Source organism: Clavibacter davisi, assembly GCF_052751415.1.
In genome coordinates, this window is sequence record NZ_CP199882.1 from 2,537,861 (window position 1) to 2,552,480 (window position 14,620).

At 72.4% G+C, this 14,620-nt stretch carries 11 protein-coding genes and 1 tRNA gene; 1 reads left to right on the top strand and 11 read right to left on the bottom strand.

Translation table 11 applies throughout. The features are described from left to right. Positions 1 to 9 precede the first annotated feature (9 nt). From ACU4ZT_RS11940 to ACU4ZT_RS11980, 9 genes are all read right to left on the bottom strand, one after another. Positions 10 to 83, bottom strand: a tRNA-Leu gene (locus ACU4ZT_RS11940). A 121-nt stretch (positions 84 to 204) separates the two neighbouring features. Beyond that, positions 205 to 1,692 (bottom strand): NAD(P)/FAD-dependent oxidoreductase, encoded by a 1,488-nt coding sequence (locus tag ACU4ZT_RS11945; protein WP_063072559.1) that lies wholly within the window; start codon positions 1,690 to 1,692, stop codon positions 205 to 207. 37 nt (positions 1,693 to 1,729) lie between these two features. Next, positions 1,730 to 3,028, bottom strand: coding sequence for a S8 family peptidase (locus ACU4ZT_RS11950; RefSeq protein ID WP_445337248.1), 1,299 nt, complete (start codon positions 3,026 to 3,028; stop codon positions 1,730 to 1,732). Beyond that, positions 3,025 to 3,540, bottom strand: coding sequence for a DUF501 domain-containing protein (locus tag ACU4ZT_RS11955; protein ID WP_063072557.1), 516 nt, complete (start codon positions 3,538 to 3,540; stop codon positions 3,025 to 3,027). Before ACU4ZT_RS11955 ends, ACU4ZT_RS11950 begins: the two co-directional genes overlap by 4 nt. Beyond that, positions 3,537 to 4,100, bottom strand: coding sequence for an FtsB family cell division protein (locus ACU4ZT_RS11960; RefSeq protein WP_270979604.1), 564 nt, complete (start codon positions 4,098 to 4,100; stop codon positions 3,537 to 3,539). Before ACU4ZT_RS11960 ends, ACU4ZT_RS11955 begins: the two co-directional genes overlap by 4 nt. A gap of 175 nt (positions 4,101 to 4,275) precedes the next feature. Continuing rightward, positions 4,276 to 5,556: a phosphopyruvate hydratase gene (gene eno, locus ACU4ZT_RS11965; protein ID WP_063072549.1), complete on the bottom strand. Its 1,281-nt coding sequence runs from the start codon at positions 5,554 to 5,556 to the stop codon at positions 4,276 to 4,278. A gap of 120 nt (positions 5,557 to 5,676) precedes the next feature. Further along, positions 5,677 to 6,984 carry a histidine--tRNA ligase gene (gene hisS / locus ACU4ZT_RS11970; RefSeq protein ID WP_445337249.1) on the bottom strand — a complete coding sequence of 436 codons (1,308 nt, stop codon included), beginning with the start codon at positions 6,982 to 6,984 and terminating at the stop codon, positions 5,677 to 5,679. 62 nt (positions 6,985 to 7,046) lie between these two features. Then, entirely contained in the window at positions 7,047 to 7,682 is a 636-nt protein-coding gene (locus ACU4ZT_RS11975) for a TetR/AcrR family transcriptional regulator (RefSeq protein WP_063072547.1), read from the bottom strand. Positions 7,683 to 7,944: 262 nt separating this feature from the next. Then, positions 7,945 to 8,667 carry a nucleoside triphosphate pyrophosphohydrolase gene (locus ACU4ZT_RS11980; RefSeq protein ID WP_445337250.1) on the bottom strand — a complete coding sequence of 241 codons (723 nt, stop codon included), beginning with the start codon at positions 8,665 to 8,667 and terminating at the stop codon, positions 7,945 to 7,947. A 312-nt stretch (positions 8,668 to 8,979) separates the two neighbouring features. Between ACU4ZT_RS11980 and ACU4ZT_RS11985 the strand changes: the two genes are divergently transcribed. Beyond that, positions 8,980 to 10,089: a hypothetical protein gene (locus ACU4ZT_RS11985; RefSeq protein ID WP_445971901.1), complete on the top strand. Its 1,110-nt coding sequence runs from the start codon at positions 8,980 to 8,982 to the stop codon at positions 10,087 to 10,089. A 145-nt stretch (positions 10,090 to 10,234) separates the two neighbouring features. On the opposite strand, the gene mfd is transcribed toward ACU4ZT_RS11985, so the two are convergent. Continuing rightward, entirely contained in the window at positions 10,235 to 13,867 is a 3,633-nt protein-coding gene (gene mfd / locus ACU4ZT_RS11990) for a transcription-repair coupling factor (protein WP_445337252.1), read from the bottom strand. Between the two features lie 64 nt (positions 13,868 to 13,931). Then, the gene (gene pth / locus ACU4ZT_RS11995) at positions 13,932 to 14,519 is read right to left on the bottom strand and encodes an aminoacyl-tRNA hydrolase (protein WP_063072543.1); all 588 of its coding nucleotides are present in this window, start codon (positions 14,517 to 14,519) and stop codon (positions 13,932 to 13,934) included. Between the last annotated feature and the right edge of the window lie 101 nt (positions 14,520 to 14,620).

Below are 14,620 nucleotides of genomic sequence, written 5' to 3' on the forward strand. Positions count from 1 at the left end.
TGCGAGCAGTACCCCCGGTCGGACTCGAACCGACACTGCGGCGATTTTAAGTCGCCCGTCTCTGCCAATTGGACTACGGGGGCATGGCGCCGGGGCGCTCCCGACAGCCTACGGTCGGCGAGCGGATCCGGCGCCCACGCACGACGACGGCCCGCAAGCGGATGCCTGCGGGCCGTCGTCGGTGGAGCTAGAGCGTCACGCGGATCAGGCCGTGCGGTCCTCGTCCTGCGTCTCCGCGCTGGGCGAGGAGCTGTAGCTGCCCGCGAGCGCCGGGGACTTCTCGCCCTCGGTGGGGGCGTCAGCCTTCTCCTCGGCGGCCTTCTTGGCCGGCGCCTCCTCCTTCTTCGCGGGGGCGGCCGGAGCGGCATCCGCGGCGGGGCGCGGGCGCGACGCGAACGTCTCGAACGCGGTGCGGGGGGTCTCGCGCGCCTCGAGGGAGACGATGTCGCGACCCCAGACGAGGTTGTTCAGCCAGCCCGTGACGACGCGCGCCTTGCGCTCGAAGGACGGGATCGCGAGCCCGTGGTAGCCGCGGTGCATGACCCAGGCGGGGAAGCCGGTGATGCCGAGCTTGCCGGACTGGAACGCGCCCTGGTAGAGACCGAGGCCCGCGACGGCGCCGAGGTTCTTGTGGAAGTAGTCGGTGATGCCCTCGCCGCGGATGCTCGCGGTGAGGTTCTTCGCCATGAGCTTGCCCTGGCGGACGGCGTGCTGCGCGTTGGGCACGCAGAAGCCGCCGACGCCGCCGCCCGTGAGGTCGGGGGTGGCCGCCACGTCGCCGGCGCCCCAGGCGTCCGCGACGATGCCGTCGTCGCCCTCGACGCGACCGTCGGCGCGCACGCGCAGGCGCCCGCGCTCCTCGATGGGGAGGTCGGTGTTCTTGAGCATGGGGCTGGCCATGACGCCCGCGGTCCAGACGATGACGTCGGACTCGAACGACTCGCCGGTCGACAGCTCGACGACGCCGCCGACGGCGGACTTGAGCTGCGTGTCGAGGTGCACGAGCGCGCCGCGCTCGGCGAGGTTCTTGAGCACCCAGTGGCTGGTCTCGAGCGACACCTCGGGCATGATGCGGCCCATCGCCTCGATGAGGTGGAAGTGCGTGTCCTCGAAGTCGATCTCGGGGTACTTCTTCACGAGGTCGGTCGCGATGCTGCGCATCTCGGCGAACACCTCGATGCCCGCGAAGCCGCCGCCGACCACCACGAAGGTGAGGAGGCGCTCGCGCTCGGGCCCGGCCGGGAGGGTGGCCGCGCGGTCGAAGTTCGCGAAGATGCGGTCGCGGATGGCGACGGCCTCCTCGATGGTCTTCAGGCCGATGGCCTCGTCCGCGACGCCCGGGATCGGGAACGTGCGGGAGACGCTGCCCGCGGTGACGACGATGATGTCGTAGGAGAACTCGTACGGCTCGCCCACGGGCGGCGTGATGGTCGCCGTCTTCGACGCGTGGTCGATGCCGGTCACCTTGGCGGTGACGACGTTGGTGGTGCGCAGGTGGCGTCGCTGGGACACCACGGCGTGGCGCGGCTCGATGGATCCGGAGACGACCTCGGGCAGGAACGGCTGGTACGTCATGTACGGCAGCGGGTCGACCATGGTGACCTCGGCCTCGCCGGATCGGAGGTGCGACTCGAGCTTCCATGCCGTGTAGAAACCGGCGTAGCCGCCGCCGACGATCAGGATTTTGGGCACGATGGATGACTCCCTGCAGATTGTGGTCGGAATCAGGCTACTCCCTCCGGAGCAGCCGTCTGAAATGCCGCACGGCCACCACGGACATCGCCGCCGCCGCGCCGGCGAAGAGGGACAGGACGAGGGCCGGGATCCCCGCCTGCCGGAGCGCGCCCACGGTCGGCAGCGGGTCGGCGGCGGGGTCGGCGGGCGCGGCGTCCGCGGGCACCGTGGGGGCCGGATCCGCCGTGGCTCCCGCGTCCGGCGTCGGCGTCGCGACGGGCGCGCGACGGTACAGGCGCACCCACTCCTCGAGGTCGCCGAGCGGCTTGCCGCTGGCGGGCGCGACGTCGGCGGTCACGGCGGCGGCCGCGTCGACGAGCCCGCGGCCGTAGATCTCGGGCTGCCCCTTCTGCCGGGCGGTGGCGAGCACCCGCTCGACCACGTCGTCGGCCTTCAGCTCCGGATGCGCGGCCCGCACGAGCGCGACCACGCCGGAGACGAGCGGCGCCGCCCCGCTCGTGCCGCTCCACTGCACGTAGCCGCCGCCCGGGGCGACGCCCACGAGCTGCTCGCTGGGCGCCGCGACCGCGATGGTGATGCCCTGCGACGACGCGTCGAAGCTGGCGGCACCCGACCGGTCGACGCCCGCGACCGCGAGCACGCCCGGGATCGTCGCGGGCGCGCCGACCTCGGTCGTGCCGCTCCCCCGGTTGCCGGCCGCCGCGACCACCACGACGTCGTGCTGGTACGCGTAGAGGAAGGCACGGTCCCAGCTCTCCGGCCAGTCGAGCGAGTTGCGGGTGAGGGACATGTTGATGACGCTCGCGCCGTTGTCGACGGCCCAGCGCACGGCGTCGGCGATCTGCGCGTCCTCGTCGCGCGCGCCCGGCGTCGGCCCGCCGAGCGCGACCGAGACGCTGAGGACGCTGGCCGCGGGAGCGACGCCGATCACGCCGGAGCCCGTGCCGGTGCCGCGGCCGGCCAGGAGCGAGGCGACCATCGTGCCGTGCTCGCTGGAGGCGCCGACCGGCCGGGTGCCCCCCGCGGATCCGACGCCCGAGACGTCCGTGCCGCCGACGACCGCGCCGCGCAGGTCCGCGACCGAGGCGTCGACGCCCGTGTCGATGACGGCGACCTTCACGCCCTCGCCGCGCGTCGTGCTCCACGCGCGCTGGACGCCGTAGTCGGCGAGCCAGTACTCCCGCTCGCGCACGGGATCCGCGACCGCGGGCGACGCGGCGGCCAGCACGGAGGCGAGCGCGAGCACCGCGACGACCAGCCCGCGGGCGGCGCGATGCGGCGACCCGGCGGGCGTGCCGGCGGCGCGGGCCCGGCCGGCGCGTCCGCGGATCATGCGGCGTCGTGGTCGGCGCACTCGCAGACGTCCGGCGACCAGGAGGCGCGGGCCAGCGCGATGTCGCCGATGGGGTTCACGCCCGGGCCCGCAGCCAGCGCGTGGCCGGCGAGGGCGTGCAGGCACTTGACGCGCACGGGCATGCCGCCCGCGGAGACGCCCGCGAGCTCCGGCACGACGAGGATCGACTCGCGGTCCGCGAGATAGGACGCGTGGGCCGCGGCGTACGCGTCGCGCATGGCTTCGTCCTCCGCGAGGTCGTCCTGGAGCTCCGCCATGACGTGCTCGGCCTCGAGATGCGAGATCGCGGCGGTGGCCGCGGGGTGGCACAGGTAGTAGAGCGTGGGGAACGGCGTGCCGTCGCTGAGGCGCGGGGCCGTGCTCACCACGGTGGGGTTGCCGCAGACGCAGCGCGCGGCGATGCCGACGACGTCGCGGGCGGGACGGCCGAGCTGCGCGGACACGACGCGGACGTCGCGCTCGGAGGGCGGGTCGAAGGGGGGTCGGGTCACTGGTCGCCTCCCTGGACGGATCCCTGGAGCTGTTCGGGCGGGGTGTCGCTGAGTCCGCTGGTGAGGGCGGAGCCGAGGAGGGCCTGGACCCAGTCCTGCTTCGTCTCCTGCAGGTCGTCGCTGATGGGGGCGCCGTCCGGGGTGGTGGTGGCCGCCGCCTGGCCGCCCGTCGCGGGCAGGCCGCGCACGAGGTAGCTGGTCTCGCCGGGCATCACGTAGAAGAGGCGGTCGCGCACCTGCGCCTTGAGGAAGGCGGGGTCGTCGTAGCGGGCGCGCTGGTCCTGGAGCTGCGCGATGGTCTGCTTCTGCGCGTCGACCGCGCTCTGCAGGCTGCTCAGCTGCTGGCGCTGCTCGAGGTAGATGCGCAGGCCCGGCGCGAGGACCACGACCGTGAGGACGAGGAGCACGAGCACCATCGCGGAGAACCCGGAGAAGCGCATGCTGCGGAGCCAGTTGCCGGCGGGCGCGTCGCCGTCGGGCAGGGTGACGGGGACGCGCTCGGTGCGCGGGCGCTCGGACCGGCGGGACCGGAGGGCGTCGAGGCCGGGGAAGCGGGCCATCGGTCCTCCTTCGTGTGTCGGTGGTGCGGGTGTCGCGGTGGTGCGGGTGCCTGTGCCGCGATGCGGCGGGACGGCGGCGGCGGGACGGCGGGCCTCCTGGCCCGCCGCCCCGCCGCGTCGTCGGTGGTGCGCCGCCGGTCCGCCCGCCCCCGAGGGCGCGGGCCGAACGGGCGGATCAGCCCTGGAAGCGCGGGAAGGCGCCGCGACCGGCGTAGACCGCGGCGGCGCCGAGGTCCTGCTCGATGCGGAGGAGCTGGTTGTACTTCGCGACGCGCTCGCTGCGGGCGGGGGCGCCGGTCTTGATCTGGCCGGCCTCCACCGCGACCGCGAGGTCGGCGATGGTGGTGTCCTCGGTCTCGCCCGAGCGGTGCGAGAGCACCGTGGTGTAGCCGCTGCGCTGCGCGAGGGCGACCGCGTCGAGCGTCTCGGTGAGCGTGCCGATCTGGTTGACCTTGACGAGGATCGAGTTGGCGACGCCGCGCGTGATGCCGTCGGCCAGGCGCTTCGGGTTCGTGACGAAGAGGTCGTCGCCGACGATCTGCACCTTCGAGCCGAGCTCGGCGGTGAAGTGGTCGTAGCCGGCCCAGTCGTCCTCGTCCAGCGGGTCCTCGATGGTGATGAGGGGGTAGGACGCGACGAGGTCCGCGAAGTACGCGGTCAGGTGCGCCGCGTCGACCTTCTGGCCCTCGAACGTGTAGGCGCCGTCGGAGTAGAACTCGCTGGACGCGACGTCGAGGCCGAGCGCGATCTGCTTGCCGGCGGTGAAGCCGGCGGACTCGATGGCCTCCATGAGCAGGTCGAGCGCGGCGCGGTTGCTGTCGAGGTTCGGGGCGAAGCCGCCCTCGTCGCCGAGGCCGGTGGACAGGCCCTTCTCCTTCAGCAGGCTCTTGAGCGCGTGGTACGTCTCGACGCCCCAGCGCAGGCCCTCGGAGAAGGTGGACGCGCCGACGGGGAGGAGCATGAACTCCTGGATGTCGACGTTGGTGTCGGCGTGCGAGCCGCCGTTGATGACGTTGAGCATCGGGACGGGCAGCGTGTGCGCGTTCGGGCCGCCGAGGTAGCGGTAGAGGGGCAGCTCGGCCGAGTCGGCCGCGGCCTTCGCCACCGCGAGGGAGACGCCGAGGAGCGCGTTCGCGCCCAGGCGCGACTTGTTCTCGGTGCCGTCGAGCTCGATCATCGTGGCGTCGATGATGCGCTGGTCGGCCGCGTCGAGGTCCTGGATGGCGGGGGCGATCTCGTCGCGCACCGCTGCCACGGCCTTCTGGACGCCCTTGCCCAGGTAGCGGCCCGCGTCGCCGTCGCGCAGCTCGTACGCCTCGAACGCGCCGGTGGAGGCGCCGGACGGGACGGCGGCACGCGTGAACGTGCCGTCCTCGAGGAGCACCTCGACCTCGACGGTCGGGTTGCCCCGGGAGTCGAGGATCTCGCGTGCGTTGACTGCTTCGATGGCTGCCACGGAATGGTCTCCTTGCGTTGCGGTGGGGGGGGGGGTGGGAAGTCGGGTCCATCCTAGCCGCGGGCCCCTCGCGGGCCGCGGGCGACGGCGCCCCCGCGCAGGTGTCGCGCAGGTGACGGATCAGCCGCGCGGGCCGCCGTCGAGCGAGCGCTCCTGGAGGCTCGCGGCATCCGCCGTGTCGGCGTCGACGGCCGCGAACGTGCGGAAGCCCTGCTGCTTGAGCGCCTCGAGGAGCGGCGCGACGTTCTTCGGCCGCGGCTCCAGCCGCACCCGGCGCCCGGACGCCACGAGCTCGGCCTTGAGGCGCGCGAGCACCGCGACGGGCGCGCGCCGGTCGTGCACGAGGGCGATCGCGTCGGCGTCCTCCGCGGCGGGGAGGACGGCCAGGTCGACGATCCGCTCGAAGCCGATGGAGAAGCCCGCGGCCGGCACGTCCTGGCCGAGGAACCGGCCGATCATGCCGTCGTAGCGGCCGCCGCCGCCCACCGAGCTGCCGGATGCCGGGTGCGCGATCTCGAAGATCGTGCCCGTGTAGTAGCCCATGCCGCGCACGAGGGTCGGGTCGAAGCGGAGCGTGACGCCCTCGGGCAGGCCGACGAGCGCGTCCGCCAGGGTCTCGAGGTCGGCCACCGCGTCGGGGTCGACGCCGGCGGGGAGGATCGCGGTGATCGCCTCGGTCGTGAGCGGCACGCCGCCGTCGGCGAGCGCGGGCTCGATGCGCTCGAGGATCCCGCCGAGCACGGCCGCCGCGTCTGCCCCGCCCTCGGCGAGCTCCGCCACGACGCCCGCGGCGCCGATCTTGTCGAGCTTGTCGATGCTGATGAGCGCCTGCGCCTGGCGGTCGGGCGCGAAGCCGCAGAAGTCGAGGATGCCGGCCAGGAGACGGCGGTCGTTCACGCGGATCGTGCAGCCCGTGAGGCCGAGGGCCGCGAGCGTGGCGGCCGTGGCGGAGATCAGCTCGACCTCGGCCAGCTGGCCGGCCTCGCCGATGACGTCGATGTCGCACTGCATGAACTGGCGGTAGCGCCCCTTCTGCGGGCGCTCGGCGCGCCAGACGGGCGCGGCCTGGATCGAGCGGAAGACGCCCGGCAGCTCCGCGCGGTGCGAGGCGTAGAACCGCGCGAGCGGCACCGTGAGGTCGAAGCGGAGGCCGAGGTCGGACAGGGCGAGCACGTCGCCCGCGTCGGCGGCCGCGTGCAGGTCGTCGCCCGAGAGGCCGCGCTTCAGCACCGAGTAGGCGAGCTTCTCGTTGTCACCGCCGAGGCCCGCGTGCAGCCGGCCGGACTCCTCCACGACGGGCGTCTCGATCTCGTCGAAGCCGTGCGCGCGGTAGGTGCGGCGGATGATGGCGAGCGCCTGCTCGCGGCGGGCCTTCTCGGCGGGCAGGAAGTCGCGCATGCCGCGGGGCGGCGTGATCTGCTGGGGCATCCCCCGATTCTGTCAGGCGGCGGGCGGGCGTCCGGCGCGCCCTCAGTCGGCGCGGCGCGCGGTCAGTCGGCGCGGTGCCGGTCGGGCGAGCCGGGGGCGCGCGGGCGGTCCGGCAGGTCGAGCCACGGCCGGATGCGCGGGACGAACGCGTCGACGAGCGCCTCGAAGCCGCGCATGGCCCGGACGCGGTCGCCGGAGATCACGAAGTCGAACTGGAGGCCGTACGACCCGGCCTGGAGGAGGTCGGCCGTGTCGACGGCGACGTCCTCGGGTACGCCGTGCGCCGTCATCCAGTCGAGCCCGAAGCGCCGCCACGCGGCGACGCTCGCGATGGCGTCCGGGCGCACCTGGCCGTCGCGGCTGCGGAGGAGCGCGGCCTCGAACTCGAGCCGCTGGAAGTCGCGGTTGACGTCGGTGAGCCGCCACCGCCAGGCCTGCGTCGCCCAGGCGCGCAGCTCGGTGGCGGGGATCGCGCGCGGATCGCCGTCCACCATCTCCGCCTGGCGCACGTCGATCGCGTCCATCGCCGCCTCGAGCAGCCGCGCCTTGGATCCGAAGTGGTAGACGAGCACGAAGGTGCTCTCGCCGAGCGCCTCGGCGAGGCCGCGGAAGGTCACCGACTGGAGCGGGTGCGTGCGGAGGTGGTCGAGGATGTGGGCCAGCAGGTCCTGGCGGCGATGCGGATCCGGAGCTGCCACCCCGTCACCATAACGCCTGTGATGGACGCTCGACGAAGGCCCGTACGGTGGTGGGGCTCGGACTGTCCGCCGTCTCCTTCGGGTGGATGCGGCGGACCAGGCGCCCCGGGATCGGGTAAATCCCGGGCCGCGCCCCCGCGGGCCGGACGACGCGTCACGCGCTCCGGCCCGCGTCGGCGCTCCCGACGCCGGCCGGGCCCGGCTCGACCTCGGCTCGACGCCCGAGCCCGAGCCCCTGCCCGATCCCGTGCCCCGCCGGGTGTCAGCTCCCGGCGGGATCCACCTCGCGCGGCGGCTCGGCCGCGCGGATCTCGTCCGTGAGCGACCGCAGCGTCGTCCGCAGCGCGCGCTCCGCGTCGAGCCCGCGCGATCTCGCCGACACCACGACCGCGAGCAGCAGCCGGCCGAGGTCGTCCTCGTCGTCCACCGGGATGGCCGCGGGCGCGTCGGGGTCGAGCAGGCCGATCCGCTCCGCTCTGCCGAGCAGCTTGTCGGCGAGCGCGAGCGGCGGCATGCCCGCGGGGATCCCGTCGAGCACGCTCGTGCGGGCCGACTTCTCCCGGTCCTTGGCGGCGCCCCAGACGCGGAGGACCTCCTCCACGGTGTCGGCGCGCTCGTCGCCGAACACGTGCGGGTGGCGGCGCACCATCTTGTCCGTGGCGGTGCGCGCGACGTCGGCGAGGTCGAAGCCCTCCCCCTCCGTGCGCGCGATGTCGGCGTGGAAGACCACCTGGAGGAGCACGTCGGCGAGCTCCTCGCGCATGCCCTCCACGTCGCCGGTCTCGATCGCCTCGACCAGCTCGTGGCTCTCCTCGATGAGGTACGGCACGAGCGAGCGATGCGTCTGCTCCCGGTTCCACACGCAGCCGTCGGGCGCGCGGAGCGCGGCCATGGCGTCGGCGAGGGCGGCGACGGCGACGGCCACGCTCGGGTCGGATGCGGGGGCGGGGGCGGCGGATGCGGACGGGATCGCGGGCTCGCTCATCCGGCCATCCTCGCACCGGGTGTCCGGTCTCCTCGCGGTCCGATCGCCGTGAGCTTCGCCGTCTGCTCGAGACCCTCGCCTTCGGGCATGTACCTCCTGGCCCTAGTGGCACTCGACGGCCTGTCCCAACGACTCTCGTCCCGAGCCTCGTCGTGGCCTGCCTCGACGCCTGGCGCGACCCGCCCGTGAAGCTCGGAGCGGCCGGGATTAGACCACAACTTCCGATCCAAATCAATGTCCGAGGCTCACGCCGACGAGCATCTCAGCCATGGGTAGCCTTCCTCCTGACGAGCGACGGGAACACCGGGACAGATGACTGAACGAAATGCACCGATACCGATACCGCGATTGCTGCTGCACCTGACTGCCGGTGCCTTCATCGCGGGGGTGTTCTGGGTCGGTAGCTCGATAGCGTCGTTTCCGACGAATCCAGGCAGCGACGGATCACCACGATTCGACTGGGTCGCGAACGGCGGAAAATCGCTCGGCGAAACGACCGTCACCGCGATCCTGGCCTACACCGCCGTGGCTCTCGTGTTGTACGGGATCTCATTGGGTGGGCAGTCGTCGTTCGACAATGCGGACCACCGGGCACGGGTCCGCCGCAGCGTGGGTGTGGTCGGGCTACTGGTAGCGATGGCCGCGATGACGCTTGCTGTGTTCGCGATAGGCGCGGCCTGGGCGGATGCCACAGCCTTACCGTCGTTGGTGGTCGTGCTACCCATGACCGTGATCTGCTGGGCGTTGGGTATCGAAGTCGGTCGCTTCAACGTCGCCGACAGAGACACACAGCTCCTGCGTGCGCGGTCCGACTTGGCGCGCATCCAAATCCAGCTGCGGGGACTTCTCGACCGGTCAAGACGGAGGGCCTTCGTGTACCTCGCGATAGCCGCGCACGTCACGCCTCTCGCGATCGCCTCCGCGGTGGCATTCGATGCCACGCCATTGGTGAGGATGTTCAACTTCGCCTTTTTCTTTCTTGCGTCATTCTTGAATCTCAGCTTCCTGGCGCACGCCAGCGCAGCATCGCTCGTGGCGAGCCCACGGATTCGGAGGGTAGGAGCGAGGGCGGGGTTCTATGGCATTTATGCCGTACTGGCCGCGCTGTTCAGCCTGTGCCTGTTCGTCGCACAGCCAGAGGCTCCGAATGTCTGGGCGTTGGCTTTCACCTCGGGTCTGGCACTGCTCCTACCAGCGCTCTTCCACAAGTTCTCTTTCCTTGGATCGCGCATGCGAGACCTCTCTCTTCCGAGCGCCCTCGCGAGGATCTGCTTTAACGACCTGATGCAAGCAGAGAGGAGAGCGGCGGAACGCATCAAAGAGATCGAGGCGCAAGAGCGGGAAGAGCAGGGCACCATGCGCACGTTGCAGATCAGCTCAAGGTTGCAGAAGGTCCACGCTCGGATGACCGGGCGCGATTGAGCCTGCTGAGACTCCGGCACGCTGGCTGCTCCGACGGCCATGCCGTCGTGACCGGCACGGGATTCGCAGCGGAGCGCACGGTCACCAGTGGGAGTTCCTGACGCCATGCCCCGGCCGTCGCAATTGCAGATCCCGTAGTGGAGTCTCACGCCTTCGGCGCTGACTCCTTCGCCGCCGGCGCCGGCTCCACCGTGAAGACGGCGTCGAGCAGCTGCCTCACCCAGTCCACGAGCTCGGCGTCGGGGAGCGGCTCGCCGTCGCGCTTCGGCAGCGGCACCGTCACGGCGTTCGTCTGCGCGAACAGCTTGCTGCCCGGGTACATGCGCTGCAGGCGCACCTGCTTGCTGTCGGCGAGGTCGGCCGGCGCGATGCGGAGGTTCGGCCCCATCGCGACGACCTCGCTGAGCCCGGCCCGCTGCGCGACGCGACGCAGGCGCGAGACGCGCACGAGGTTGTCGACCTCCACGGGCGGCTCGCCGTAGCGGTCGGAGAGCTCCTCGATGACCCGGTCGATCTGGTCGTCCGTCGCCGTGGGCGAGGCCGCGGTGGAGAGCTTCTGGTACGCCTCGAGGCGCAGCCGCTCGCTGTCGACGTACTCCTCGGGGATGTGCGCGTCCACCGGCAGCTCGAGCCGCAGCTCGGTCTGGCCCTCGGCGACGTCGCCGCGGAACGTGGAGACGGCCTCGCCGATCATGCGCAGGTAGAGGTCGAAGCCCACGCCCTGGATGTGGCCGGACTGCTCGCCGCCCAGCAGGTTGCCCGCGCCGCGGATCTCGAGGTCCTTGAGCGCGACCTGCATGCCCGACCCCAGCTCGTTGTTCGCCGCGATGGTGGACAGCCGGTCGTGCGCGGTCTCGGAGAGCGGCTTGTCGGCGTCGTAGAGGAAGTACGCGTACGCGCGCTCCCGGCCGCGGCCGACGCGCCCGCGCAGCTGGTGCAGCTGGCTGAGGCCGTACTTGTCGGCCCGGTCGATGATGAGCGTGTTCGCGTTGGCGATGTCGAGGCCGGTCTCGATGATGGTGGTCGACACGAGCACGTCGAACTTGCGCTCCCAGAAGTCGACGATGACCTGCTCCAGCATCGCCTCGCTCATCTTCCCGTGCGCCACGGCGACGCGCGCCTCGGGCACGAGCTCGGCGAGCTCGGACGCGACGCGGTTGATGCTCGAGACGCGGTTGTGCACGAAGAACACCTGACCCTCGCGCAGCAGCTCGCGGCGGATGGCGGCGGCGATCTGCTTCTCGCTGTTCGGGCCCACGAAGGTGAGGATCGGGTGCCGGTCCTCCGGCGGCGTCGCGAGCGTCGACATCTCGCGGATGCCCGTGACCGCCATCTCGAGCGTGCGCGGGATCGGCGTGGCCGACATCGCGAGGATGTCGACGTTGGCCTTCAGCTTCTTCAGCGCGTCCTTGTGCTCGACGCCGAACCGCTGCTCCTCGTCGATGATGACGAGCCCCACGTCCTTGAACGCGATGCTGCCCGTGAGCAGGCGGTGCGTGCCGATGACCACGTCGACCGAGCCGTCCTCCAGGCCCTTGATGGTCTCGCGCGACTCCTTGTCGGTCTGGAACCGGCTGAGCTGGCGCAGGTGCACGGGGAACCCGGCGAAGCGCTCGGAGAACGTCTCGAAGTGCTGCTTCACGAGGAGCGTCGTGGGCACGAGCATCACGACCTGCTTGCCGTCCTGCACGGCCTTGAACGCGGCGCGCACCGCGATCTCGGTCTTGCCGAAGCCGACGTCGCCCGAGACGAGGCGGTCCATGGGGATGGGGCTCTCCATGTCGCGCTTGACCTCGTCGATGACGGTGAGCTGGTCGGGCGTCTCCATGAAGGGGAACGCCTCCTCGAGCTCGCGCTGCCACGGGGTGTCCGGCGGGAAGGAGTGCCCGCGCGACGCCATGCGCGCGGAGTAGAGCTTCACGAGCTCGACGGCGATGTCGCGGACGGCCCGGCGCGCCTTGCCCTTGGCGGCGGCCCAGTCGCTGCCGCCCATCTTGCTGAGGGCGGGCTCCTCCCCGCCGACGTAGCGGCTGAGGAGGTCGAGCTGGTCGGTGGGCACGAAGAGCTTGTCGCCCGGGTAGCCGCGCTTCGAGGGCGCGTACTCGATGACGAGGTACTCGCGCCGCGTCTTCACGGCGTTGCGCCCGCCCGAGGAGACCTCGCGCTGCGTCAGCTCCACGAACTTCCCGATGCCGTGCGTGGTGTGCACGACGTGGTCGCCGGTCTTGAGCTGCAGGGGATCCACCACGTTCTTGCGCCGGGTGGCGAGCTTCTTGACCTGGCGGCTGTCGTAGCCGGCGGCGCGTCCGTAGAACTCGCTCTCGGTGAGGAGCGCGAGCTTCACCTCGGGCATCTCGAAGCCCGCGTCGATCGCGGAGCGCAGCAGGTAGGCGATGCCGGGCTCGGGCTCGGCGGGGAACTCCTCGACCACGCGCGCGGGCACGCCCGCCTCGCGCAGCACGGTGTCGGCACGCTCGACGAGGCCGGATCCCTGCGCCACGACGCCCACGCTCCACCCGGCGGCGAGGCGCTCGCGCACGTGCTCGATGGCGCCGTCGGCGTTGCCCGCGAAGCTCGGCACGGGATCCGCGTCGATGCGCACGGTCATGACCTCGTCGATGCCGAGATCCTCCGGGAGCACGTCGGTGGCCTGGAAGCCGGACAGGGTCCACCAGCGGCGCGGGCCGCGCGCATCCCGGAGGCGGCCGAGCGAGAGGAAGTCGCCGGACGCGAGGTCGATGGGCGCCTGGGCTCCCGCGGTGGCGGCGTTCCACGCGGCGTCGAGGAACTCGCGGTTCGTGTCCGCCAGGCTCTGCGCGCGCGTGGAGACGCGCTCGGGCGAGACGACGGCGATGGCCGCGTCCACCGGGAGGTAGTGCGTGACCGGCACGAGCCGGTCGACGAGCGCGGGCGCCAGCGACTCCATGCCCTCCACCGGGATGCCCTCCGCGATCTTCGCGAGCATCTGCTGCAGGTTCGGGAACTCGTGCTGCATCTCGCGGGCGCGCTGGCGCACGGGCGCGCTCAGCAGCAGCTCGCGGCTCGGCGGCAGCTCGACGGAGGTGATCTCCTCCTCCAGCGAGCGCTGGTCGGCGACCGCGAAGGGCCGCATCTGGTCGACCTCGTCGCCGAAGAACTCGACGCGCACGGGGTGGTCGGAGACGGGCGGGAAGACGTCGAGGATGCCGCCGCGCACCGCGAACTCGCCGCGGCGCGTGACCATGTCGACGCGCGAGTACGCGAGGTCGACGAGGCGGACCGCGAGCTCCGACAGATCGTGGCCGCGGCTGCCGGTGGTGAGCTGCACGGGCGGCAGCTCGGTGAGGTTGTCGGCGACGGGCTGCAGCGCGGCGCGCACCGAGGCGACGATGACGAGCGGGCGCACCTGGTCGGCCGGGACCTCGCGCGCGCCCTGGCCGAGCGCGGCGTGCCACTGCTCCATGCGGCGGAGGGCGTGGATCCGCTTCCCGACGATCTCGGCGCTCGGGCTGAGCCGCTCGTGCGGCAGCGTCTCCCAGGCCGGGAACTCGAGGATCTCCGCATCCGGCAGCACGGCGTCGAGGCTGCGGCGCATGCCCTCCGACTCGCGGCCGGTGGCGGTGACGACGAGCAGGCACCCCGGGATGCCGCGCTGGATGCGCTGGCGCAGGAGCCCCGCGAGCAGCGGCCCCTGGAGCCCCTCGGTGAGGGAGAAGTCGGCGTCGCGGGAGGCCGATGCGAGGGCGTCGTCGAACGTGGAGGCGCGCGAGAGCGCCGGGATCAAGCCCTGGAGGATCACCCGACGATCGTACGCGCCGCCGCCGACACGCTCGCCGTCGTCCGCCGAGGGCGGACGCGGGCGATCAGGACGCGGCGGTGTGGAAGCGCAGCTGCGCGGCGATGAGGCCGTCGGAGGCGATCATCTCGATGGCGTCGGCCGCGTCCTCGAGCACGTTCGGCAGCACCTGGCGCTCGGTGGAGGAGAAGGGCTTCAGCACGAAGTCGGCGGCGTCCTGGCGGCCGGGTGGGCGGCCGATGCCGATGCGCACGCGCGTGAAGTCGCCCGTGCCGGCGGAGGAGATGATGTCACGGATGCCGTTGTGGCCGCCGTGCCCGCCGCCCTGCTTGAGCTTCATCGCATCGAACGGGATGTCGAGCTCGTCGTGCGCGACCACGAGCTGGGAGGCCTCGAGCGAGAAGTACTTGAGGAGGTTGGCGACCGGGCCGCCGGACAGGTTCATGAACGAGCTCGGCTTGGCGAGGATGAGCTTCGGCCCGCCGGGCACCGCACGGCCCTCCGCGACCTGCGCGTTGGCGCGGTGCGAGCGGAACGTGGCGCGCATCCGGTCGGCGAGCACGTCGAGGGCCATCTGCCCGACGTTGTGCCGGGTGCCCGCGTACTGCGGGCCGGGGTTGCCGAGGCCGACCACGAGCAGGGTCCGGTCGTCCACGTGCGCTCTCCTCGGTAGGTCGGTGCATCCGGGGCGGATGCGCGGAGCCCGCCGGCCGCGGCCGGTGTCCCGGACGGCGGCCGACGGGCTCCGTGGTGCTG